At 63.5% G+C, this 24,344-nt stretch carries 21 protein-coding genes; 14 read left to right on the forward strand and 7 right to left on the reverse strand.

Annotated elements, in window-relative coordinates; all coding sequences use genetic code 11:
- The first annotated feature begins 208 nt into the window (after window positions 1-208).
- From gltP to JFY56_RS12085, 3 genes are all read left to right on the forward strand, one after another.
- Complete coding sequence (gene gltP / locus JFY56_RS12075) at window positions 209-1,543, forward strand: glutamate/aspartate:proton symporter GltP (protein ID WP_208313995.1); 1,335 nt, start codon at window positions 209-211, stop codon at window positions 1,541-1,543.
- A gap of 200 nt (window positions 1,544-1,743) precedes the next feature.
- Window positions 1,744-2,973, forward strand: coding sequence for a nucleoside recognition domain-containing protein (locus JFY56_RS12080; protein ID WP_208313996.1), 1,230 nt, complete (start codon window positions 1,744-1,746; stop codon window positions 2,971-2,973).
- Between the two features lie 139 nt (window positions 2,974-3,112).
- Window positions 3,113-3,670 (forward strand): GNAT family N-acetyltransferase, encoded by a 558-nt coding sequence (locus tag JFY56_RS12085; protein WP_208313997.1) that lies wholly within the window; start codon window positions 3,113-3,115, stop codon window positions 3,668-3,670.
- A 32-nt stretch (window positions 3,671-3,702) separates the two neighbouring features.
- Here the strand turns inward: JFY56_RS12085 and JFY56_RS12090 are convergent, their stop codons facing one another.
- The 4 genes from JFY56_RS12090 to JFY56_RS12105 form a co-directional block, all read right to left on the reverse strand.
- Entirely contained in the window at window positions 3,703-5,073 is a 1,371-nt protein-coding gene (locus tag JFY56_RS12090; RefSeq protein WP_208313998.1) for a M16 family metallopeptidase, read from the reverse strand.
- Window positions 5,074-5,180: 107 nt separating this feature from the next.
- A complete protein-coding gene (locus tag JFY56_RS12095) occupies window positions 5,181-6,947 on the reverse strand; it encodes a Na/Pi cotransporter family protein (RefSeq protein ID WP_208313999.1) in 1,767 nt (588 codons plus the stop codon).
- Between the two features lie 318 nt (window positions 6,948-7,265).
- Window positions 7,266-8,027 carry a TerC family protein gene (locus JFY56_RS12100; RefSeq protein ID WP_208314000.1) on the reverse strand — a complete coding sequence of 254 codons (762 nt, stop codon included), beginning with the start codon at window positions 8,025-8,027 and terminating at the stop codon, window positions 7,266-7,268.
- Between the two features lie 15 nt (window positions 8,028-8,042).
- Window positions 8,043-9,347 (reverse strand): CitMHS family transporter, encoded by a 1,305-nt coding sequence (locus JFY56_RS12105; protein WP_208314001.1) that lies wholly within the window; start codon window positions 9,345-9,347, stop codon window positions 8,043-8,045.
- Window positions 9,348-9,448: 101 nt separating this feature from the next.
- Here JFY56_RS12105 and JFY56_RS12110 point away from each other — a divergent pair, with 101 nt between their 5' ends.
- Window positions 9,449-9,766, forward strand: coding sequence for a hypothetical protein (locus tag JFY56_RS12110; protein WP_208314002.1), 318 nt, complete (start codon window positions 9,449-9,451; stop codon window positions 9,764-9,766).
- An 80-nt stretch (window positions 9,767-9,846) separates the two neighbouring features.
- On the opposite strand, the gene JFY56_RS12115 is transcribed toward JFY56_RS12110, so the two are convergent.
- Window positions 9,847-10,764, reverse strand: coding sequence for an AEC family transporter (locus tag JFY56_RS12115; RefSeq protein WP_328824868.1), 918 nt, complete (start codon window positions 10,762-10,764; stop codon window positions 9,847-9,849).
- A 644-nt stretch (window positions 10,765-11,408) separates the two neighbouring features.
- Between JFY56_RS12115 and JFY56_RS12120 the strand changes: the two genes are divergently transcribed.
- From JFY56_RS12120 to JFY56_RS12155, 8 genes are all read left to right on the forward strand, one after another.
- Complete coding sequence (locus tag JFY56_RS12120) at window positions 11,409-12,389, forward strand: ABC transporter substrate-binding protein (protein ID WP_208314003.1); 981 nt, start codon at window positions 11,409-11,411, stop codon at window positions 12,387-12,389.
- Between the two features lie 12 nt (window positions 12,390-12,401).
- Window positions 12,402-13,205, forward strand: a complete 804-nt coding sequence (locus tag JFY56_RS12125) for an ABC transporter permease (RefSeq protein ID WP_208314004.1) — start codon at window positions 12,402-12,404, stop codon at window positions 13,203-13,205.
- Entirely contained in the window at window positions 13,193-14,023 is an 831-nt protein-coding gene (locus tag JFY56_RS12130; protein WP_208314005.1) for an ABC transporter ATP-binding protein, read from the forward strand. The genes JFY56_RS12125 and JFY56_RS12130 overlap by 13 nt, the downstream gene beginning before the upstream one ends.
- Window positions 14,024-14,236: 213 nt before the next feature.
- Window positions 14,237-15,181: a choline ABC transporter substrate-binding protein gene (gene choX, locus JFY56_RS12135; RefSeq protein WP_208314006.1), complete on the forward strand. Its 945-nt coding sequence runs from the start codon at window positions 14,237-14,239 to the stop codon at window positions 15,179-15,181.
- A gap of 8 nt (window positions 15,182-15,189) precedes the next feature.
- Window positions 15,190-15,669 (forward strand): thioesterase family protein, encoded by a 480-nt coding sequence (locus JFY56_RS12140; protein ID WP_208314007.1) that lies wholly within the window; start codon window positions 15,190-15,192, stop codon window positions 15,667-15,669.
- A gap of 258 nt (window positions 15,670-15,927) precedes the next feature.
- Window positions 15,928-16,176, forward strand: coding sequence for a hypothetical protein (locus tag JFY56_RS12145; protein ID WP_208314008.1), 249 nt, complete (start codon window positions 15,928-15,930; stop codon window positions 16,174-16,176).
- Window positions 16,177-16,630: 454 nt separating this feature from the next.
- The gene (locus JFY56_RS12150) at window positions 16,631-17,389 is read left to right on the forward strand and encodes a Slam-dependent surface lipoprotein (RefSeq protein WP_208314009.1); all 759 of its coding nucleotides are present in this window, start codon (window positions 16,631-16,633) and stop codon (window positions 17,387-17,389) included.
- Window positions 17,390-17,471: 82 nt separating this feature from the next.
- Window positions 17,472-18,887 carry a porin family protein gene (locus JFY56_RS12155; protein WP_208314010.1) on the forward strand — a complete coding sequence of 472 codons (1,416 nt, stop codon included), beginning with the start codon at window positions 17,472-17,474 and terminating at the stop codon, window positions 18,885-18,887.
- A gap of 74 nt (window positions 18,888-18,961) precedes the next feature.
- Here the strand turns inward: JFY56_RS12155 and gbdR are convergent, their stop codons facing one another.
- Both gbdR and JFY56_RS12165 read right to left on the reverse strand, forming a co-directional pair.
- On the reverse strand, window positions 18,962-20,065 hold the full coding sequence (gene gbdR, locus JFY56_RS12160) for a choline metabolism transcriptional regulator GbdR (RefSeq protein WP_208314011.1): 1,104 nt from the start codon (window positions 20,063-20,065) through the stop codon (window positions 18,962-18,964).
- 388 nt (window positions 20,066-20,453) lie between these two features.
- Entirely contained in the window at window positions 20,454-21,830 is a 1,377-nt protein-coding gene (locus JFY56_RS12165; protein WP_208314012.1) for an L-serine ammonia-lyase, read from the reverse strand.
- A gap of 693 nt (window positions 21,831-22,523) precedes the next feature.
- Here JFY56_RS12165 and JFY56_RS12170 point away from each other — a divergent pair.
- The gene (locus JFY56_RS12170; protein WP_208314013.1) at window positions 22,524-23,462 is read left to right on the forward strand and encodes a choline ABC transporter substrate-binding protein; all 939 of its coding nucleotides are present in this window, start codon (window positions 22,524-22,526) and stop codon (window positions 23,460-23,462) included.
- Window positions 23,463-23,504: 42 nt separating this feature from the next.
- Window positions 23,505-24,344, forward strand: a complete 840-nt coding sequence (choW, locus tag JFY56_RS12175; RefSeq protein WP_208314014.1) for a choline ABC transporter permease subunit — start codon at window positions 23,505-23,507, stop codon at window positions 24,342-24,344.

The raw sequence follows: 24,344 nt of genomic DNA on the forward strand, positions 1-24,344 counted from the left end.
GGCAACCCATGCCGGAAATCAACTCTGGATGAAGCTGGAACCATGGTTTTGTTTGCTTTTCCCTATGCCGATTACGCATGGGGTAGCCATTTAAGGCATTAGACGCAGGAGGAGGGCGTATGAATGATTGCGCCCTTTTTTCGCTGGCCGCGGGCACTCCGCCGGCACAGCGGACTCCCGGCTTCCACAAGAATCAAGGGTGACTCACATGGGCAAATCCAAGCTCAGCCTGGCCTGGCAGATCGTCATCGGTCTGTTCGTCGGTATCGCGCTCGGCGCCGTACTCCACAACATCGATGCGGCCGACAAGGCCTGGTGGATCGGCAATATCCTGCAGCCGGCCGGCGACATCTTCATCCGCCTGATCAAGATGATCGTGGTACCGATCGTGATCGCCTCGCTGGTGGTCGGCATCGCCGGCATGGGCGACGCGAAGAAGCTCGGCCGCATCGGTCTGAAGACCATCCTCTACTTCGAGATCATCACCACCGTCGCCATCGTCGTCGGCCTGCTGCTGGCCAACGTGTTCCAGCCCGGCGCCGGCATCGACATGAGCACCCTGGGTACTGTGGATATCTCCCAGTACAAGCAGACCGCCCAGGAGGTGCAGCACGATCACGCGCTGATCGCCACCATCCTCAACCTGATCCCGTCGAACATCTTCGCCGCCATGGCGCGTGGCGAGATGCTGCCGATCATCTTCTTCTCGGTGATGTTCGGCCTCGGCCTGTCGTCCCTGCCGGCGCCGACCCGCGAGCCGCTGGTGAAGATGTTCCAGGGCGTCGCCGAAGCGATGTTCCGCGTCACCCACATGATCATGTGCTACGCGCCCATCGGCGTGTTCGCGCTGATCGCGGTGACCGTCGCCAACTTCGGCTTCGCCTCGCTGCTGCCGCTGGCCAAGCTGGTGGTGCTGGTGTACTTCGCCATCGCCTTCTTCGCCTTCATGGTCCTTGGCCTGGTGGCGCGCCTGTTCGGCTTCTCGATCACCCGGCTGATGCGCATATTCAAGGATGAGCTGGTGCTGGCCTATTCCACCGCCAGCTCCGAGACCGTGCTGCCGCGCATCATCGAGAAGATGGAGGCCTACGGCGCGCCCAAGGCGGTCAGCAGCTTCGTGGTGCCCACCGGTTATTCCTTCAACCTCGACGGCTCGACCCTGTACCAGAGCATCGCGGCGATCTTCATCGCCCAGCTGTATGGCATCGACCTGTCGATCGGCCAGCAGATCATGCTGGTGCTGACCCTGATGGTGACCTCCAAGGGCATCGCCGGCGTGCCGGGCGTGTCCTTCGTGGTGCTGCTGGCGACTCTCGGCAGCGTCGGCATCCCGCTGGAAGGCCTGGCCTTCATCGCCGGCGTGGACCGCATCATGGACATGGCGCGCACCGCGCTGAACGTGATCGGCAACGCGCTGGCCGTGCTGGTCGTGTCGAAGTGGGAAGGCGTCTACGACCAGAAGAAGGGCGAGCGCTTCTGGGCCGCCGTGCAGCAAGGCAACACGGAAGAGCTGCTGGAAGGCAACAAGAGTGCAGCGATGTAGGTTGGTGCTGAGCTTGCGAAGCCCAACGGTGCAACGGTTCGGCAGATGTTGGGCTTCGCTGCGCTCAGCGCCAACCTACGCTCCTACGCTGCGATAAGTTATCCACAAGGCCCCGGCATTGTCCGGGGCCTTGGCGTTTCTGGCGCCGGGGCGGTCCGGGCCGCTATCATCCGGGCCATTCGCAATGGGGGAAAGGAATCATGCTCAACGGCCTCTGGCTGAGCTTTTTCGTGGTCGCCGCGGTGACGGCGCTGGCGCGCTGGCTGCTCGGTGGCGAGGCGACGGTGTTCGCCGCCATGGTGGAAAGCCTGTTCGCCATGGCCAAGCTGTCGGTCGAAGTGATGGTCCTGCTGTTCGGCACCCTGACCCTCTGGCTCGGCTTCCTGCGCATCGCCGAGAAGGCCGGCCTGGTGGACGCGCTGGCGCGGCTGCTGGGACCGCTGTTCCGCCGGTTGATGCCGGAAGTGCCGGCCGGCCACCCGGCCATCGGCCTGATCACCCTCAACTTCGCCGCCAACGGCCTGGGCCTGGACAACGCCGCCACTCCCATCGGCCTCAAGGCGATGAAGGCCCTGCAGGAGCTCAACCCGAGCCAGAACACGGCGAGCAACGCGCAGATCCTCTTCCTCGTGCTCAACGCCTCGTCGCTGACCCTGCTGCCGGTGACCATCTTCATGTACCGCGCACAGCAGGGGGCGCCCGACCCGACCCTGGTGTTCCTGCCGATCCTCCTGGCCACCAGCGCCTCGACCCTCGCTGGCCTGCTCTCGGTGGCCGTGGTGCAGCGCTTGCGCCTGTGGGACCCGGTGGTGCTGGCCTATCTGATCCCCGGCGCGCTGCTGCTCGGCGCCTTCATGGCGCTGCTCGCCGGCATGTCTTCCGTCGCGCTGGCGCACCTCTCCTCGCTGCTCGGCAACCTGACCCTGTTCAGCCTGATCGTGCTGTTCCTGGTCCTCGGCAGGCTGAAGAAGGTGCCGGTCTACGAAACCTTCATCGACGGCGCCAAGGAAGGCTTCGACGTCGCCAGGAACCTGTTGCCCTATCTGGTGGCGATGCTCTGCGCGGTCGGCGTGCTGCGCTCTTCCGGGGCACTGGAAGGAGTGCTCGACGGCCTGCGCTGGGCGGCCGAGGGGTTCGGCTGGGATACCCGCTTCGTCGACGCCCTGCCCACCGCGCTGGTCAAGCCGTTCTCCGGCAGCGCCGCGCGCGCCATGCTGCTGGAAACCATGCAGAACCACGGTGTGGACAGTTTCCCGGCGCTGCTGGCGGCCACCGTCCAGGGCAGTACTGAAACCACTTTCTATGTGCTGGCGGTGTACTTCGGTGCCGTCGGTATCCAGCGTGCGCGACATGCGGTGGGCTGTGCGCTGCTCGCCGACCTGGCCGGGGTGCTGGCCTCCATTGCGGTGTGCTACTGGTTCTTCGGCTGATGGCATATCTGCCAAAGATGGCGAATATCCTGTCGGACAGGCGGTTAGCCGGAGCGGTTTGACGTCAGTCAACGGGGGCCGGCGAGGGGAAGCGTACAAAGGTGGAATTCAAATCCCACTACCCCTTTGGAGGCACATCATGCCGACTAGCCAAGCCAACGCAGTAGCCGAAAAGTTCGCCGCTGTATCGGGCGATCATTGGATCGAAGAACTCGACGACGGCAGTCACGTTCTGATCCGTCCACTGCGTGCGGAAGACCGTGATCGCGAGCGGGATTTCCTCAATCGCCTGTCCCCGGTCACCCGTCGCCTGCGTTTCCAGGGCGAGGTCAAGGTCAGCGAATCGCTGCTCGACCACCTGATGAATGTGGATTACGCGCACTCCATGGCGTTCATCGCCCTGGTGCACGACGATGGCGAGCTGCGCGAGATCGGTGTGAGCCGTTATGCGGATACCGGTGACGGGCGCGAGTGCGAATGCGCGGTGACCATCGCCGACGACTGGCAGCGGCTTGGCCTGGACCTGGCACTGATGCGTCATCTGATCGACGTGGCGCGGCGCAACGGCTTCGAGCAGATGGTCTCCTACGATTCCGCAGCCGATGCGCGCATGCGTGAACTGGCCGGCAAGCTTGGCTTCCACGCGGTGCTCAACCCGCACGATGCCTGCCAGGTGACCCGCTGCCTGGAGCTGTAACGGCCGTCAGCCCTTCCTCCTTCCTGCGCCGCTCAAGTCCGGCGGCGCAGTCCCAGCCAGAGCAATCCCCCACCCAGAAATACCGCCGCGCCTCCCAACGGATAGGCCATGTCGTCATCCAGCAGCGGTTTCTCGATGCGCAGATAACCTTCGTTCCCGAATAGCTGCTGCGCGACCTTGTTCGCCTCTTTCAGGCTGACCCGGGCGAGACGCAGGTCCTCGTTGGGGAACTGGCCGTTGTCGTAGTCGCCCAGCGCTCCCCAGTAATAATCGGCCAGCGTCGCATTGCTCGGCGTGCTCCAGCCCAGTTGCGCCCGCGCCGCGCGCTTGATGCGGTAGAAGCGCTGCGGGTCCAGACCGTGCTGGCGGATGTCGTCCACCACCTTGCGCAGAGCCGCTTCGGTGGCCGGCTGGTCGCTCCGATCGACATCCGCGTTCAGGCTGAGGAAGCCCTGGTTGGCCCACGCCGTGCGTTCGCTCCACGGACCGTAGGACAGACCCCGGCGTACCCGCAGTTCGGCATACAGGGTGTCGTCGAGATAGGACTGCAGCAGCGTCAGGGCCGAACCGTCGGCATTCTCCGGCTCGGGGAAGATCCAGTGCACCACCGCGCTTTCGCCGAACAGCCCCTTGGTCAGGGTACGGCGCCGTTCCGCCGTGCCTTTCATGGCGGGCAATTCGCGGCGCTCCGGGGTGGCGTGGTCGGGCAGGCGGCCGAAGGTGCGGTTCAGGTAGAGCGGCAGGTTGCGGTCGATGTCGCCGACCACGATCAGCGTCATGTTCTCCGGTACGTACCAGTCCTTGCGCAGCTGCTCCAGTTGCGCCTGACTGAGGTTATCCACAGGCGGGCGCTCCGGGCAGGCCAGCCCGAGTTCCACGGCCAGCTGTTCCTGCCCGGCACGGGAGATGTTCTGGTGATCCAGCCAGCGCTGCAGGTGGGAGTAGCGGCCGCCTTCCTCGCGTTCGAGGACCTGCCTGGCCGAGGCGATCTTCTGCGCATCCAGCTGGGTTCGGGTGATCGCCTGCAGCAGCAGGTCGAACACCTGGCGCTGGCTGCTGGCTGGCGCCTCGATGACGAAGGCGGTATCGCCTTCGCTGGTGAAGGCGTTCCACTGCCCGCCGAGGCCCTGCATGCGCGCTTCCAGATTGGCCTCGTCGCCGCCGTCCAGACCGCTGAAGAACAGGTGCTCCATCAGGTGCGGCAGCTGGCGTTCCTTGCACGGGAAGTCGGAGAAGCCGACGCCGACGATCAGGCGGATCGACACATGGCCGCGCACGCGGGTTGGCTTGAGGACCATGCCCATGCCGTTTTCCATCTGCAAGGCGGCCACTGTCGAGCGCGAATCCGCCTGCGACCAGGAACCGAACGACAGCAACAGCAGGGGGACCAGCAACCAACGCATGAGCAATGCCTGAAAAACGAAGCCGAACAAGGATAGCGGACTGCCAGCCACGAACCTACCGCCATCCGGCTCCCCGGGCTATCGCCTTTGGTCGATAGGCCGTCAGTTCAGGAGGCGTCCCGGGCCGGGCTGTGGATAACTTCATGGTCGGCGAACGCGCCGGTTTTCCTCTCCGCCGGTGGCTCGCCGAAGTCGGCTGCCTCGCGCTCCTCCCGCTCCATATCCGCCAGCTCGTCGAGCAGTTCGTCGCTGTCCTTGCCGGCGGATTCCGGGTGCTCCATCACCGCGTAGGCGATGGCGCAGAACAGCGAGTTCAGGCGCTTCATGTCGCTGATCAGGTCGAGGTGCAGCGAGCTGGTCTCGATGCTCTGCACCACCTGCTGGCGCAGGCGTTCGACATGGGAATGGGCGAAGCGCCGTTCCTGCAGGCGGAAGCGCTGCTTGGCCCGGCGCAGGCGTTTGGCGCCTTCCTGGTCGCCGTTGAGGAACACCGACAGGCTCAGGCGCAGGTTGCTCACCAGTTGCGCATGCAGGGCGCTGATTTCCTCCAGGCCGTTGCGCGAGAACGAGCGGCTGCGCGAGGTCTTCTTGTCCTGGATGGCGCCGAGCATGTGCTCGATGATGTCGCCGGCCTGCTCCAGGTTGATCGTCAGTTCGATCACCTCCGCCCAGCGCTGGCTGTCGCGCTCGCCGAGGTCCTCGCGCGGCATGCGCGCCAGGTACAGCTTGATCCCCGTGTGCAGGGCGTCGACATCGTCGCCGAGCTTGCGGATCTGCTTGGCGATCAGCGCGTCGCCGTTGTGGATAACCTGCGGCAGGTAATTCAGCATCTGCTCGACGATGTCGCCCATGCGCAGGGTTTCGCGCACCGCGTTGACCAGCGCCAGGCTCGGCGTGTCCAGCGCCGCTGGGTCAAGATGGCGCGGGCGCGCGGTGGTCTCGGGAGTTTCCCGGTCGGGCATGACCAGCGTGCAGAAGCGCGCCATGTGGTGGGTCAGCGGCAGGCAGGCGAGGCAGCGCACGGCGTTGTACAGCACGTGGAAGGCGATCACCAGTTCCTGGGTGCGGAACGGCCAGCCGTCCACCCACTTGGCCAGCGGCCCCACCAGCGGCAACGCCAGGGCGCAGCCGGCGAGCTTGAACAGCAGGCTGCCGAGGGCCACGCGGCGGCCGGCGGCGTTCTGCGAGGCCGAGCTGATCAGCGCGACGATGCCGCTGCCGAGGTTGGCGCCGATCACCAGGCACAGCGCGACTTTCAGCGAGATCACCTTGGACGTCGCCAGGGTCGCGGCGAGCAGCACGGCGGCCAGGCTGGAATAGGAAATCATGGCGAACAGCGCGCCGGTCAGGGCGTCCAGCATCACATCGCCGGTGAGGCTGGAGAACAGCACCTTGACCCCCTTGGCCTGGGTCATCGGCGTGGCGGCGGCGACGATCAGCTGCAGGGCGAGGATGATCAGACCGAGGCCGATGAACACCCGGCCGAGCTGGCCGAGGCGCGTCTGCTTGCGGGTCAGGAAGAGGATCACGCCGAAGAAGATCAGCAGCGGCGACAGCCACGACAGGTCGAGGGTCAGCACCCGCGCCATCAGCGCGGTGCCGACGTCGGCGCCGAGCATGATCGCCAGCGCCGGGGACAACGCCATCAGGCCGGTGGCGACGAAGGAGGTGACCAGCAGGGCGGTGGCGTTGCTGCTCTGCACCAGGGCGGTGACGCCGATGCCGGCGGCGAAGGCCAGCGGTCGTCGCTGCACGCTGTGGCTGAGCACGCGGCGCAGGTTGGCGCCGTAGACGCGGAGGATGCCGGTGCGGACGATATGGGTGCCCCATACCAGCAGCGCCACGGCGGAGAGCAGATCGAGCAGTTTCAGCATGGCGAGCCCCCCTCGCTTCCGTGGCGCTTCACTCCCATAGGCGGCAATGAAGCGACGACGGTCAGGCTGAATGTCATCCAGATGTCATATTCAGACCCCGGAAACGCGCAAGGATTCGCCAAGCGCCTGATCCATCAGGGTCTTTTTTGCATTCCCTGATCTTGAGTTAAGCGCGCCCGGGCGATTTCGCCCGCGTTGTGGATAACTTTTTGACGTCAGGGAGGGCGGCGGGCGTCACCATGGCGACGGATATCCGGCGCCGGCGACGAAGGAAGGAAGGGAAAACCGCGCGACGCACCGGCGCCGCGCGGGGAGCGATCATTCGCCGATGATGTCCTTGCGCAGCTTCACCGGCTCGACTTCCTTGCGGCGCAGCGCGGTGCGCATGCGGATGTTCAGCGCTTCCACCCCGAGCGAGAAGGCCATGGCGAAGTAGACGTAGCCCTTCGGCACGTGGACCTCGAAGGCTTCGGCGATCAGCACGGTGCCGACCACGATGAGGAACGACAGGGCAAGCATCTTCAGCGACGGGTGCTTGTCGATGAAGTCGCTGATGGCGCCGGCGCAGAGCATCATCACCAGCACCGCGACGACGATCGCCGCGACCATCACCGGCACGTTGGAGACCATGCCCACCGCGGTGATCACCGAGTCCAGCGAGAACACGATGTCGATGATGGCGATCTGGATGATGGTGCCGACGAAGCCGCCCATCATGCTCTTCGGCTCACCCTCGGTCTCGTCCTCGCCTTCCAGGCCGTGGTAGATCTCGGTGCTGCTTTTCCACAGGAGGAACAGGCCGCCAAAGAACAGGATCAGATCGCGCCCGGAGATGCCCTGGCCGAAGACGTGGAACAGGTCGGCGGTCAGGCGCATCACCCAGGTGATCGACAGCAGCAGCAGGATGCGCGTGACCATCGCCAGCGCCAGCCCGAAGAAGCGCGTGCGCGGCTGCATGTGCCTGGGCATGCGGCCGACCAGGATGGAAATCATGATGATGTTGTCGATGCCGAGGACGATTTCCAGGGCGGTCAGGGTGAAGAACGCAATCCAGATTTCAGGGCTGGTCAGCCATTCCATTTGAGTCTTACTCGATCAGTCGTTGAACAGGGGGAATTGGCCGAGCAGCAGGGCCGCGGCCATGATTGCCAGGCACACCAGCACGGCCCACTTGAGGGTGAAGCGCTGGTGGTCGCCGAAATCGACCTTGGCCAGCCCCACCAGCAGGTAGGTGGACGGCACCAGCGGGCTGAGCAGGTGCACCGGCTGGCCGACGATGGAGGCGCGGGCCATTTCCACCGGGGTGATGCCGTACTGCGCGGCGGCTTGGGAGAGTACCGGGAGTACGCCGTAGTAGAAAGCGTCATTCGACATGAAGAAGGTGAACGGCATGCTCACCAGCGCGGTGATGGTCGCCAGGTACGGCCCCATGGACGGCGGGATCACTGCCAGCAGGGACTTGGACATGGCCTCGACCATGCCGGTGCCGGAGAGGATGCCGGTGAACACGCCGGCGGCGAAGATCAGCGAGACCACCGCCAGGACGTTCTCGGCGTGGGCGGCGATGCGCTTCTTTTGCTCGATGATGCAGGGATAGTTCACGATCATCGCGATACCGAAGGCGATCATGAAGAGTACCGGCATCGGCAGCAGGCCCGCGATGAGAGTGCCCATCAGGACGATGGTGAGGGCGCCGTTGAACCACAGCAGGTGCGGGCGGCAGGCGTCCGGATGCTGGGAGACGCTGACGTCGGCCATCGTCACGTCATCGGTGGGCAGGTGCAGTTCGCCGAGGCGGACGCGCTCGCGTTTGCCGTAGACCCAGGCGAGGGCGAAGATCGCCGCGATGCCGGCGAGCATGGCCGGGATCATCGGCACGAAGATGTCCGCCGGATCGACATGCAGCGCGCTGGCCGCACGGGCGGTGGGGCCGCCCCAGGGAGTCATGTTCAGCACGCCGCTGGAGAGCATGATCAGGCAGGCCATCAGCAGCGGGCTCATGCCCAGGCGGCTGTACAGCGGCAGCACGGCGGCCACGCAGATCATGTAGGTGGTCGAGCCGTCGCCATCCAGCGAGACGATCATCGCCAGCGCGGCGGTGCCCAGCGACACCTTCAGCGGGTCGCCCTTCACCAGGCGCAGGATCTTGCGCACCGCCGGGTCGAACAGCCCGGAGTCGATCATGATGGCGAAGTAGAGGATGGCGAACATCAGCATCACGCCGGTGGGGGCGAGGGTGCGGATGCCGTCGAGCATCATCGGGCCGAGGCCGGCGGCGAAACCGCCGAGAATGCCGAAGGTGATGGGAACCAGGATCAGGGCGATCAGCGCGGACAGGCGCCTGGTCATGATCAGGAACATGAAGGTCGCCACCATGGCGAAGGCAAGCAGGGTCAGCATGGGGATAACTCCGTGATGCGGCGGACGGCGGGGACGGTCAGCGGATGCTGTGGATAACGCCGGTCGGCATGGACGGAGCGCAGGCGGGTACGGAACGGAACATGGCGATCACCATTGTTGTTGTTGTGCGAAAGCGCCGCTCGGATGGCGACATGGTGCGGATGCTAGGCGGTCAAGCTTTCAGCAAGCTTTCGCGGGGATTACCGGTGATCGTGAAGGGATGTGGGGGCCTGGAGCGGCGGGAGATTTTTGTAGGAGCCAGCTTGCTGGCGATCCCGGAGTCAACGGCAACTACGGAGCAGCCGGCTGACTTGATCGCCAGCAAGCTGGCTCCTACAGGGACGTGCCCGTCTGCGATCTATACCCTTGCCGGGATTGCCATTGATGGGTATCGCAAGCTCAACCCATCCTACGGGTAGTTCCCGCCATCAAGGCGTTCCGGTCTGCAGCTCGTAGGATGGGTTGAGCGCAGCGATACCCATGCGGGTAGTTCCCAGGGTCAGGTCGTTCCGCTCTGCAGCAGCCAAAGAATGCCGAGCAGGCTGGCGCCGGAGAGCAGCGTCTGCAGGGTGATGATGCCCGCCATCAGGTGGCTGTCGCCGCCGAGCTGGCGGGTCAGCACGTAGGCGGTCGGGGCGGTGGGCAGGGCGAAGAACAGCACGAGAACCGCGCTCTCCATCGGCGGCAGGCCCAGTGTCCGGGCGATGGCGAAGGCCAGCAGCGGCATGCCGAGCAGGCGTATCGCGCAGTTCCAGCCCAGCGCCGGCAGCTCGGCACGCAACTCCTTCGGCTGCAGCGCCGCGCCGACGCAGAGCAGGCCGAGCGGCAGGCTGGCGGCGGCGAGCAGGTTCAGCAGCCGTTCGCTGCCGCCGTCCAGGTGGAAGCCGGCCAGGTTGAGCAGGGCGCCGGCGAGGCAGGCGAGGATCAGCGGGTTGCGCAGGATCGGCAGCAAAAGTGCGCGGACGCTGTGGCCGCCTTCGGCGCTCAGCGCCCACACCGACATCACGTTTACCGTCGGCACCATCAGCGCCAGCATCAGCGCGGACAGGGTCAGCCCCGGTTTGCCATAGATGCTGCCGACCGCCGCCAGGCCCAGGTAGGTATTGAAGCGCAGCACGCCCTGGGCGATGGCGCCGAAGCGTGCGGCGCTCCAGCCGCGCAGGCGTTTTATCCACAGCAGCGCCAGCCAGGCGATGCCCAGCCCGAGCATCACCGCCAGCGCCTGCCGGGCCAGCCCGGGATCGTGCAGCGGCGCGTTGGCCAGGCTGCTGAACAGCAGGGCGGGGAACAGGATGAAGTAGTTGAGACGCTCGGCTGCCGGCCAGAACGCTTCGCCGGGGAAGCCTGTGCGACGCATTGCATGGCCGCCGATGATCAGCGCGAAGAGCGGCCAGAGGGCCTGGAATAGAGCGGTCACGGATGCCCCGGGATGGTGAGCGAGGGGAGATATTGCCGGGGTGAAGGGACGGGCGGCAAGGGTTGTGGATAACCTGGCGTATCGGACATCCGTAGGAGCAACGGTCTTGCATCCTGCGTAACTACGTGGCTGGGCAAGAACTCGCGTAGGTTGGTGCTGAACGCAGTGAAGCCCAACGATGGCGATGTTGGGCTTCGCGTTGCTCAGCGCCAACCTACGGTGGGCATTGCAGCCCGTAGGAGCGCCCCTCATCGCGGCTGCTCAGCGCCGCAACCTCCCACCCCCGAAATGCCCACCACCCCACTGCCTCTGGGTCTGGCTGAAGCGCTGCTGGCCAATCTGCCGCGACTGGCGTTGCACATCCAACTGGTTCTGCAGGTTGCTGCTGGTGGCGGGTTGCACCCGCCCTACTCGACTGCCGTCGCCAAGCCAGCTTTTCCCTATGTCCCGACCACATATTTAATATTTTTCCGCTCCCCGCGCTTCCGCCACCATCGCCTCCACCACGTGCCGCGTGCCGCCCCCGACGGGCCAGGGTCCGCAGAGTCCCGAGCCGCGCACGTTCCGGTGAGATGAAATCCTCCGGCCTTCTGGCCACTGCCGCAGTAATCCAATAACAAGCCCAACGGCTGTGGGAGTGCTTCATGATCAAGTCCCTTGCGCGCTTTACCCGTCCCCTTGTGTTCTCCGTTCTTGCCGCTGCCGCCGCCTCCGGTGCGCAGGCCGGCACCCTGACCATCGGCCATACCACCTGGGTCGGCTACGGCACCCTGTACCTCGCCCGCGACCTGGGCTACTTCAAGGAACAGGGCCTCGACCTGAAGCTCACCACCATCGAGGAAGCGGCGATGTACATGGCCGCGCAGGCCTCCGGTGAGATCCAGGGCTCGGCTTCCACCATCGACGAAATCCTCAAGTACCGCCCGAGCTTCTGCTTCAAGGCGGTCGCCGCGCTGGACGACAGCCACGGCGGCGACGGCGTGCTGGTGGGCAAGGAGGTCAACTCCCTGGCCGAACTGAAGGGCAAGGAAGTGGCGGTCAACGAAGGCTCCGTGTCGCAGTTCTGGCTGTCCTACCTGCTCAAGCACGCCGGCATGTCGATGGACGACATCAACGTGCAGAACATGACTGCCGACGATGCCGCCACCGCCTTCATCTCCGGTCGCGTGCCCGCCGCCGTGACCTGGGAGCCGCACCTGTCGCTGGTGCGCCAGAAGCAGCAGGGCAAGGTGCTGGTGGACAGTACGACCACTCCCGGCGTGATCGTCGACGTGGTGGCGCTCAACTGCGACGTCATCGAGAAGCAGCCGGAAGACGTCAAGGCGCTGGTGAACGGCCTGTACAAGGCGGTGCAGTTCACCAAGGAGAACCCGGAGAAGGCCTACGAGATCATGGCCAAGGGCGTCGGCGGCTACCTGTCCGATCCGAAGGAACTGGCCAGCGCCGCGCAGGGCGTGCGCTTCTACGACCAGGCCATGAGCGAAAAACTGCTCGGCACCCCCGGCAAGCCCGGTGAGGCCAAGGGCCTGATCCGCCTGGCCAACGAGACCTGGAGCGGCCTGCAGGGCAAGCGCTTCGAAGTGACCTACGACGAGCTCGTCGATCCCCGTTTCGTCACCCAGTAAGCGGAGGCTGTCATGGCTAGATCGCAATCCTGGCTCAGCCGCTGCCTGACGCCGAAGGTCGACCTGCCGTTCCGGCTGGTCTGGTCCGCCGGCGCCATCTGCTGGCTGCTGGTGTTCGGCCTGTGGGCCGGGCTTTCCTACGGCGGCGTGGTGCCGTCGATGTTCCTCCCGACTCCCGGCGCAGTACTCGACGCCGGGGTGCGCCTGGCCGGCGACGGCACGCTCGGCAAGCATGTGCTGGCCAGCGTCGAGGTGGTGCTGATCGGCTTCATCGTCTCCTCGCTGGTCGCCGTGCCGCTGGGGCTGCTGATGGGCAGCTACCGCATCGTGCAGGCGTTCCTCGAACCGCTGGTGAACTTCATCCGCTACCTGCCGGTGACCTCCTTCGTGCCGCTGTTCATCCTGTGGATCGGCATCGGCCTGGAGCAGCGGGTCACGGTGATCATCTTCGGCGTGTTCTTCCAGCAGCTGGTGATGATCGCCGACGTGTCGCGCGGCGTCGCCAAGGACCTGGTGAACGCCTCCTACACCCTCGGCTGCAACCGCCGCAACGTGGTCCTGCACGTGCTCGGCCCGGCGTCGCTGCCCGGTGTGCTGGATACCCTGCGGGTGACCCTGGGCTGGGCCTGGACCTACCTGGTGGTGGCCGAACTGGTCGCCGCATCCAGCGGCCTCGGCTACATCAGCCTGAAGGCGATGCGCGGCTTCCAGGTGGACGTGATCTTCCTCGCCATCGCCATCATTGGCCTGCTCGGGCTGATCACCGATCAACTGTTCCGCTTCATTCGACTGAAGGTGGCCTCATGGGCGCAGTAGCAGCTATGCGAAACGACGCGGCAGTCGCCGCCAAGGCAGCGCAACCGGCCCGGCTGCGCGTGGAAGAAGTCAGCCTGCGCTACCGCACGCCGGACGGCGGCACCTTCGCCGCGCTGGAGAAGGTTTCCTTCGAGGTGCCGGACCAGCAGTTCGCGGTGATCGTCGGCCCGTCCGGTTGCGGCAAGTCGAGCCTGCTCTACCTCACCGCCGGGCTGGCGGAGCCGACCGAGGGCGACATCTACGTCGGCGGCCAGCGCGTCGAAGGACCGGGACCGGATCGCGGCATGGTGTTCCAGAGCTACACGCTGTTCCCCTGGCTCAACGTGCGCGACAACATCGAGTTCGGCCTCAAGCGCCGCGGCCTGCCGGCTGGCGAGCGCAAGGAGATCGTCGAGCACTACCTCGACGAGGTCGGCCTGACGCGCTTCGCCGGCAATTATCCGAAGCAGCTCTCCGGCGGCATGATGCAGCGCGTGGCGATTGCCCGCGCGCTGGCCAACGACCCGCAGATCCTGCTGATGGACGAACCCTTCGGCGCCCTCGACAGCCAGACCCGCATGCAGATGCAGAAGCTGTTGCTGAACGTGTGGGACCACAGCAAGAAGACCGTGGTGTTCGTCACCCACGACATCGACGAGGCGATCCTGCTCGGCGACCGCGTCTACGTGATGGGCGCGCGGCCGGGGCGGATCAAGCGCATCCTCGACGTACCCATCGACCGCCCGCGCTCGCTGGACATGGTGATGGACCGCTCGTTCATCGACATGAAGCGCGAGATCCTCGGGCTGCTCCACGACGATCTGGAAGAGGCGCACTGAGACGGGATGGCGGTACCGCCGCGCCGGTTCCGTAGGTTGGCGCTGAGCGCAGCGAAGCCCAACGACCGTTGTTGGGCTTCGTACTCGTAGGATGGGTTGAGCTTGCGATACCCATCATTCGCGACATCCATCTGGGCGATGGGTATCGCTTCGCTCAACCCATCCTACGGGACCTCCGGTCTACTCTCTCTGCATAGTCTTGAGGGAGTGACCATGAAGCGATCCATCGTCGTGCTCGCCTGCGCGGTGCTCCTGTTTTCCGGCAGCGCCGCCGCCGAGCAGGACACCTGCCGCAACGTGCGCATGGGCCTGGTCAGCTGGACCGACGTGATCGCCACCAGCGCCATCGCCGATGTGCTGCTGCAGGGCCTCGGCTATCAGGTCAAGCAGACCCGCGCCGCCCAGCAGATCATCTTCTCCGGCCTGCGCGACGACCGCCTGGATGTGTTCCTCGGCTACTGGAGCCCGCTGATGGACAACAACATCCGGCCCTTCGTCGAGAAGCGCCAGGTGCGCGTGCTGGACCGGCCGAGCCTTCCCGACGCCCAGGCCACCCTTGCGGTGCCGGACTATGTCTACGCGGGCGGGCTGCGCACCTTCGCCGATATCGCCAAATACCAGGACCAGCTCGACGGCAAAATCTACGGCATCGAACCCGGCACCGGGGCGAACAAGGGCATCAACCGGATAATCGCCGAGAACCGCTTCGGCCTCGGCCAGTTCCGCCTGGTCGAATCCGGCGAGGCCGGCATGCTCACCGCCGTGCGGCGGGCGATCAAACGGCAGGACTGGATCGTGTTCTTCGGCTGGAAACCGCATCCGATGAACCTCGACATCCCCATGAACTACCTCTCCGGCAGCGAGGGCGTCTACGGCCCCGACGAAGGGCGGGCGACCGTCTCGGTGGTCACCGCGCCGGACTACGCGCAGCGCTGCCCCAACGTCGAACGCCTGCTGAACAACCTGACCTTCAGCGCCGAGCAGGAAAGCCGGCTGATGGCGCCGATCATGGCCCGCGAGGCGCCGGAGAAGGTCGCCCGCGACTGGCTGCAGGCGCATCCCGAAGACCTCGAACGCTGGCTCGACGGCGTGACCACCTTCGATGGGCAGGATGGCCGCGCAGCCGTGCGAAACTCGCTCGACCAGACCACGGATTGAAGAGCCCCATGCCAGCCCTGAAAACCTTCGAAACCCCGATCCTCGCCGAATGGACCGACTACAACCGGCACATGCGCGATTCCAATTACCTGCTGCTGTTCAGCGAGGCCACCGACGCGCTGATGGATTACATCGGCCTGGACAGCGCCGCCCGCGAGGCCAGCGGCAACTCGCTGTTCACCCTGGAAGTGCACCTCAACTACCTGCATGAGGTGAAGGAGGGCGAGCGCGTGGAAGTGCGCACGCAACTGCTCGACCACGACAGCAAGCGCCTGCACATCTTCCACAGCCTGCATCGCGCCGGAGAGGCACAGGCGCTGGCGGTCAGCGAGCAGATGCTGCTGCACGTGCGCATGGACGGACCACGGGCGACGCCGTTCGAGGGCGAGCTGCTGGAGCGGGTGAAGGCGCTGGCCGAGGCGCATCGGGAGCTGCCGAGGCCGGAACATGTGGGGCGGGTGATCGGCCTGCCGAAGCACGCGGGATAGGCGGATAAAAAAAATCCCCTGGCACGCCCGACGCGTGACAGGGGACAAGCGAGCCGGTCTGGGCTCTCAGTGTGTGCCCCGGCCCACTTCGCAGTGGACCTTCGATGGAATGCATTGTGCGCACTCCGCGGGAATCCTGATTAGTTGAAAGCGACCTGATCATGCCTGCACCGGACATTCCGACACCCGGACGCTTGTCGCCCCGCGGCGCTGTTACCAGAATCGACTCAGCACCCATGCAGCCACGGAGATACCGCGATGATGCACGCAGATCTGATCGACCAGGACGACTTCCGCGAGCGCCTGCAAGCGCTGGGCTACCACATGCCGGCCGACGCGACGCCGGAACAGGCCTGCGAACTCGCCGTACGCGGCCTGACCCCGGAGCGCTCGCTGGCGCTGCGCCGGCTGGTGGAGGAAATGCTCGGCGGCAACGCGACCCTGCTGCCGGCGGTACGCGAGGCGATTTCCCGGCAGTTGCTGCCGGCGCTGGTGCCGCGGCCCTGAATGCCGGGGCGCTGGAGAGTACGGAGGCTCGTCGAAATCGTGAGTTCTCTGGACATATCTGCTAGCGCAGCCATGGCAGTCCTCGCCCGTCCGTAGGACGCGGCGTTGAGCGAGTGTCAATGAAAGAGGGAGGCATGAGCCTCCCTTTTTCATTAGTGCGAACTGTGAAGTATTTTGCGAGTCGGGAAATTGAAAAATTAATATCTTCTTATCGAAACTTGCGGCACTAAAGAAGTATTTGAGATTTTAGTAGCTAATATAAACCTGTCTCATTTCCTTGTTTTTGATCGTCCTTATGGATTGTGGGAAAAGTAATTTCTGCATGCCAGAAATCCCTAATTTCACGAAATCCCCTTGATGCCAGCCCTTTGCGGAATGAATATTCCGCCTTCGTTGCCTTTGGGATATAAGGTGGCGAAGATTAATAATATTTATATATTAATTGGGCGTATTTATGAGAAATAAATTGGTTCAGGGGAGTAAGCTGGCGGTTCTTGGATTCGCCATTTGTCTGGCAATGGGTTGTTCGTCGGGCGGTGGTCATCATTTCGGTGGTGATGTTTCGAAATCTGATGAGCCCTCCAAGGGTACTGATAATTCCAGTGGTTCCAACCCGACTGGCGGTACTGACAAAATCGCTGCGAGTGGTGCGACTGCCGGTACTGCTTCCGCTCAGACTTATGTTACTCCCACCGGGGTTACTTATACTCTCCCGGGAGTTTCTGGCGTTATGCTGGTAGCTAATGCAAATGGCACAATTGATTATGGCAGTAACGGTGCTAACGGTTACGCACGCTATGGCACATGGTATTCGACTGCACACACTACCACTGAATACTTCTATACGGGCGAGAACCCCACGCAAGGGGATCAGATCCCCGCTGCGGGTACGGCTACATATGTCGGAAAGGCAATTCGCAACAATACTCCCAATGGAACCCCGGTATCGAATGGAACTGCGTCCGTAAGTTTCAACGTGGACTTTGCCGCCAAGACCATCAATGGCGCAACCGAAGAGCGCACCGGGTTCAACAAGGTTTCCATGACCGGAAATCTCAGTGGTGGCGGATTCAATGGTAACGCCACCTCTGGCGCTGCCAAAGGAACCTTCACCGGACATTTCTATGGCGCTGATGCCGCCGAGCTGGCTGGCATGGCGACTTTCTCCGGCGATGCCACGCAGAACATCGCCTTTGGTGCTGTAAAGCAATAAGCCGAACTACGGCGTGAAATGAGAGGGGTAAAGAAAAACTCTTTCCCCTCTTATTTTTTTGGTTAGAGAATTACGTTCCTTCATGAAAGTACATCGCAACGCGGCTTATCTGGTTTTGTCATTCCCGCTGCTTGCCTTCGGCGTCACTCCAGAAAATACTCCGATTTCCGCCAGCATCGATATTCACCCGGAAGATCACAGGGCGGAAGAAGTCCCGAAGCCTGCCACCAATCAGATTGTGACCAATGCGGAACTGAAGAATGACCCGGCATTGGCCGCACGCTTCCTCAATCAGGCGGTCGAAGATGGGCAATGGGAAGTCATCCGCAATATCCTGCCGATATACCGCAGCTCTCCACAGCATGACCCGATATTGCTGGCCTACGCCGAAGGCGTATTGGCACGGCACGATGGCGACTACGAAAAGGCCATTGCGTTGTACCGTACAGCACTTTCGGCTAGACCGGAACTAACGCGCATGCGACTGGACCTGGCCAGGATGCTTTTCGAAAACCGTCAATATGATGCGGCGCGCTTTCAATTCGAAAAGGCCAGAGCGGAGCATCTGCCCGATGCGGTATTGGCGAATGTGCAGAGTTATCTGGATGCTATCGATCATGCCGATACCTGGGGTGGCTCGATCGACCTGAGCTATCTGAACGACGATAACATCAACAATGCTTCGAGCAGCAAATATATAGACATCGGCGAAAGCAGGTTCGTTCGTAATGCGAATGCATATCCCCAGAAGGGACATGGACTGTATTACAACGGATCGCTGCAACGAGATTTCCCTCTGGCTGACCATCATAGCTTGCGAATCCAGGAGCAACTGACTGGAAAAAGCTACTGGGATAATCACGACTACGACGACATCATCACACGGAGCTACCTGGGGTACTCATACTCGAATGCCCGTCAGCGTTTTTCTTTACTGCCATTTTATGAAAACCGTTGGTACGGTACAGAGCCATATTCATCCGGTGGCGGGTTGCGTACGGAATACAGCCACCGTCTCTCATCGAACTGGCAATCCAGCAGCGCGCTGGAATACCAACGCCTGCACTATGACAATACCCGCTACAGTTATCTCGATGGTCACAACCTGTTGTTCTCCACAACCCTCGGTTATGCCTTCAGCAGCCGGTTAGCTCTGTATGCAGGCGTTGACTTCGGTGAGCAGCATACCCGTTACGATTCGGAGACTAACCGCCTGGCCGGTGGGCGATTGGGATTCGAGGCGGAACTTCCATTTGGGTTTTCCACTTCACTGCTTGTCGGAGCGCTCACTCGGAAATATGTGGGTGAGAGCGATATTTTCTCTACCCGGCGCAGGGACCTGGAGGAGAACTATCTCGTCTCGCTTTGGCATCGCGACCTTTACTTCTGGGGAGTAATGCCAAAGCTGAACCTCTCCTACCGGAAGGTGGATAGCAATATCGACTTTTATAGCTACGACCAGCAGAGAGTCTTCTTGAGTATGACTCGCGCGTTCTGATCCGGAAGTAGCAAGCTGCCATAAGGAAAGAAGGGAGGCTTGAGGCCTCCCTTCTAATTTCCGGCTTCCGAGCCTTACACCCTCACGCTGGCAAAGGTCGACTCGCCCTGCGCCTGGCTCAGCGCCGAGACTGCCGAGGAGTGCGGCATGTGCGCCAGGTCCTGCGGGATCGGCATCAGCACGGCCGGCTGGTGCAGCGGTTGGCCCTGGCGTTCGTCGCGTGGCGGGATGCCGAAGTATTCGCGGTAGCACTTGGAGAAGTGCGGGGTGGAGACGAAGCCGCATACCGACGCCACTTCGATGATCGACATCGAGGTCTGCTTGAGCAGCTGGCGCGCGCGGATCAGGCGCAGTTTCAGGTAGTAGCGCGACGGCGAGCAGTGCAGGTACTTCTGGAACAGCCGCTCCAGCTGGCGCCGCGAGACGTTGACGTAGACCGCCAGTTCGTCGAGGTCGATCGGCTCTTCCAGGTTGGCTTCCATCAGCGCGACGATTTCCTGCAGCTTCGGCTGATTGGTGCCGAGCATGTGCTTGAGCGGCACGCGCTGGTGGTCCTGCTCGTTGCGGATGCGCTCGTAGATGAACATCTCGGAGATCGCCGCCGACAGCTCGCGGCCGTGCTCGCGGCCGATCAGGTGCAGCATCATGTCCATCGGCGCGGTGCCGCCGGAGGAGGTGCAGCGGTTGCGGTCGATGGAGAACAGGCGGGTGCTCATGGCCACCCGCGGGAAGGCTTCCTGCATCGCCGCCAGGCATTCCCAGTGCACGCTGCAGTCGTAGCCGTCGAGCAGGCCGGCGCGGGCCAGCGCCCAGCTGCCGGTGCACACGGCGCCAAGACGGCGGCCGAGGCGCGCCTGGGTCTGCAGGAAGGTGATGTGTTCGCGGGCGACGCTGCGCTGGATGCCGACGCCGCCGACGACGATCAGGGTATCCAGTGGCGGCGCGCTGTCGCAGCTGGCGTCCGGGGTGATCTGCAGGCCGTCGCTGGCCCAGACCTGGCGGCCGTCCAGGCTCAGGGTGTGCCAGCGGTAGAGTTCGCGTCCGGAAAGATGGTTGGCCATGCGCAGCGGTTCCACCGCCGAGGCCAGGGAGATCAGGGTGAAGTTGTCCAGCAGCAGGAAGCCGATGGACTGCGGAGCTCGGTTTTGGTTGGGTACTCCGGCATTGAATGCATTCATTTCTGTCTCCTCACGCTAGTCACGTGCCCTCGGGCATTTTTCTTATGTTTTTTATAGGAACGTTCGGAAAGCTCCGAGCATTCATTCTCTAGAGCAAGGCAAATGTCGTGCCTATATTGACTGATTGTTCAATTAAAAAAGAGGAAGGCCCGTGATTGACGCTTTTGAGAACACAGAAGCGACCTTTCGAATGTCGCAAATGCCCTATTGATAGGCGGGTATGGGCATTTTCGTAGCACCGCCGATGGGGTAGCGGTGGGGTGGTGTGCTGAGAATGGTAACGGGTGAGGTAGCACCCGTTACGGGTATTTCTTCCTTTTATGACCAATTGGTCACGATGTCGTGTTCCAGAATGTGGCGTCGCTTCCGGCGCGTGGTCCAAATGCGATCAGCACTCGATGAGGCTGACCGCGAGGCCGCCGCGCGAGGTTTCCTTGTACTTGTCGTGCATGTCGGCGCCGGTGTCGCGCATGGTGCGGATCACCTGGTCCAGCGAGATGAAGTGCTCGCCGTTGCCGCGCAGGGCCATCTGTGCGGCGTTGATCGCCTTCACCGCGGCGATGGCGTTGCGCTCGATGCACGGTACCTGCACCAGCCCGCCGACCGGGTCGCAGGTCAGCCCGAGGTTGTGTTCCAGGCCGATCTCGGCGGCGTTCTCCACCTGCGCCGGGCTGGCGCCGAGCACTTCGGCGAGGCCGGCGGCGGCCATCGCGCAGGCCGAACCGACCTCGCCCTGGCAACCGACCTCGGCGCCGGAGATGGACGCGTTCTTCTTGCAGAGGATGCCCACGGCTGCCGCAGCGAGGAAGAAATCCACCACATCGCTTTCGCCGGCATCCGGATTGAAGCGCATGTAGTAGTGCAAGACTGCCGGGATGATCCCCGCCGCGCCATTGGTGGGCGCGGTGACCATGCGCCCGCCGGCGGCGTTTTCCTCGTTCACCGCGAGGGCGAACAGGTTGACCCATTCCATCGCACTCAGGGTCGAGCCAATCACGTTGGGCTTGCCGATTTCCTTGAGGTTGCGATGCAGCTTGGCCGCGCGGCGCTGCACATTCAGCCCGCCGGGGAGGATGCCCTCCTCTTTCAGGCCGTTGTTCACGCAGTCCTGCATGGCCCGCCAGATCGTCATCAGGCCGCTGCGGATATCGGTCTCGCTGCGCCACATGCGCTCGTTGGCCAGCATCAGCTCCGACACGCGCAGGTTGTGGCGGCGGCAGAGGGTCAGCAGTTCGGCGGCACTGTTGAAGTCGTAGGGCAGGGCGGTGTGGTCCTGGTCGAGGGAACCGGAGGCGGCCTGCTCCTCATCGACGACGAAGCCGCCGCCGATGGAGTAATAGGTATCGCGGTGCAGTGCGCCGTCGCCTTCGTAGGCGATCAGCGTCATCGCATTCGGGTGGTACGGCAGGTTCTCTTCCAGCAGACGCATGTCGCGCACCCAGTCGAAGGGGATGCGGCGTTCGCCGGCCAGGTTCAGTTCGCCGCTATTGAGCAATTCACTCATGCGCGGGGCGATCTGCGAGGGATCGATGCGGTCCGGCCATTCGCCCATCAGGCCCATGATCGTCGCGCGGTCGGTGCCGTGGCCGACGCCGGTGGCCGACAGCGAGCCGTACAGACGGACTTCGACGCGGCTGATCCGGCCGAGCAGCTGGCGCTCGCGCAGGGCGCCGGCGAACAGCGCGGCGGCGCGCATCGGGCCGACGGTATGCGAGCTGGACGGGCCGATACCGATCTTGAAAAGGTCGAACACACTGATAGCCATGCCGGCCTCCGGAAGAGCCTGAAGTGGGAGCGGAAACGTCCCTGTGTCCGCGTTGCCGACATCTTCTGTGGTTCGTGGCCAGGGGAATCGTCCGCTACCGACTTGGTCTTATCCAAAAACGCCGCGCTGTTCGCGTAGGAGCCAGCTTGCTGGCGATCAACTGTGCCCACCGGCCATACCCGCGCCTGATTGATGCTCCGGATCGCCAGCAAGCTGGCTCCTACAAAAAGCGCACCGGTGCCATCGATCAAACGCAGGAGCGTCCCCGGATGGGTTACCACGCGGGAGCGTGGGAACCATAAACCCTACGTGAGATATCGGGCCCGGCGCGGAACTCGCACGTCCCTCGTGCGTCTGCACTACAGCGGGTGCAACCCCGGCCAACGCTGTACCCCTGGGCAGACTATCTTGATGAATGGCCCTGCCGATTCGCGTCGCTCTCTGACAAAAACGCCGCTCAGAAGTCGCAGCAGCGGGTCAGTGGACCCGGATGCGACACCGCTGGTGCTGGATGCGACTTCGCCTGCACTGGTTGCGACGCCCCCGGTAGGCGACGGATTTTTCCTGCTCCATGATCGTTTCCGAATCGACAAGAAAGGGGCCTGCAGTCCGGTGGTCCCACTTACAAAAGTTCAGTCCACCGCTCCCGCCAATGGATGCGCTGGAACTCTCGCCCTGCAGAGGAGTTCGCTCATGAAAGGTCGCAAGTCCTTGCTGCTGGTAATGTCCCTTTGCGCATCCGTGGCGGCCCAGGCCGCGGAACCCGAGTCGTGCGGTACGGTGCGCTTCTCCGATGTCGGCTGGACCGATATCACGGTCACCACGGCCACCACCCGCCAGGTCCTGGAGTCGCTGGGCTACAAGACCAGGATGAACATGCTGTCGGTGCCGGTGACCTACAAATCGCTGGCGAACAAGGACCTCGACGTGTTCCTCGGCAACTGGATGCCGAGCATGGCCAACGACATCAAGCCCTACGCCGACGCCGGCACCGTCGAGACGGTGCGCGCCAACCTCGAAGGCGCCAAGTACACCCTCGCCGTTCCGCAGCACGTGTATGACGCCGGCCTGAAAAGCTTCGCCGACATCACCAAGTTCGCCGACAAGCTCGGCAGCAAGATCTACGGCATAGAACCGGGCAACGACGGCAACCGCCTGGTGCAGAGCATGATCGACAAGAACGCCTTCGACCTCGGCAAGTTCAAGCTGGTCGAGTCGAGCGAGGCGGGCATGTTGTCCCAGGTCGAGCGCGCCCAGCGCCGCGAGCAGTGGGTGGTGTTCCTCGGCTGGGAACCGCACCCGATGAATACCCGCTTCAAGATGCAGTACCTGGAGGGCGGCGACGACTTCTTCGGCCCCAACTACGGTGGCGCCACCATCTATACCAACGTGCGCAAAGGCTACGTGGAGGAGTGCCCGAACGTCGGCCAGTTGTTGAAGAACCTTACCTTCACCCTCGACATGGAGAACAAGCTGATGGATGCCGTGCTCAACGGGAACAAGAAGCCCGAAGAGGCGGCGAAAGCGTGGTTGAAGGATCACCCGGAGTTGCTCGATGCCTGGCTCGCCGGGGTCACCACCCGGGACGGCAAGCCGGCGGTTGAAGCTGCCAAGCTGGCCTTTGCCAAGTGATTGGCGAAGGTCGTTTCCTTAAGCACTCGATGGGCCCGCAATATGTTCCTGACTGATCACAAGCTTCCCCTCGGGGACCAGATCGCCTCCTTCGTCGACTGGCTCACCCAACATGGTTCCGCGTTCTTCGACAAGGTGTCGGATACCCTGGAATTCCTCATCCACGGCGTGACCGGCAGCCTGCTGTGGTTCAACCCGCTGGTGCTGATCGCCCTGCTGGTCGTGCTGGTGCATTTCATCCAGCGCAGCGTCGGTCTCACGCTGTTCGCCGCCGCCTCCCTGCTGCTGATCCTCAACCTCGGCTACTGGCAGGAAACCATGGAGACCCTGGCCCAGGTCATCTTCGCCACCCTGGTGTGCATCGCCGTCGGCGTGCCGCTGGGGATCGTCGCCGCGCACAAGCCCTGGTTCTACACCGGCTTGCGGCCGCTGCTGGACCTGATGCAGACGGTGCCGACCTTCGTCTACCTGATCCCCACCCTGACCCTGTTCGGCCTCGGCGTGGTTCCGGGCCTGATCTCCACGGTGATCTTCGCCATCGCCGCGCCTATCCGCCTGACCTGCCTGGGCATCCAGGACGTGCCGGCGGAGCTGATGGACGCCGGCAAGGCCTTCGGCTGCTCGCGCTGGCAACTGCTTAGCCGCATCGAACTGCCGCACGCCATGCCGAGCATCGCCGCTGGTGTCACCCAATGCATCATGTTGTCCCTGTCGATGGTGGTAATCGCCGCCCTGGTGGGTGCCGACGGCCTCGGCAAGCCGGTGGTCAACGCGCTCAACACCGCGGATATTTCCCTCGGCTTCGAGGCCGGCCTGGCCATTGTCCTGCTCGCCATCCTGCTCGACCGGGTGTGCAAGCAACGCTCGCTGCGGGGGAGGTAA

The organism is Pseudomonas schmalbachii (assembly GCF_017589465.1).
In the GTDB taxonomy this organism is placed as follows: domain Bacteria; phylum Pseudomonadota; class Gammaproteobacteria; order Pseudomonadales; family Pseudomonadaceae; genus Pseudomonas; species Pseudomonas schmalbachii.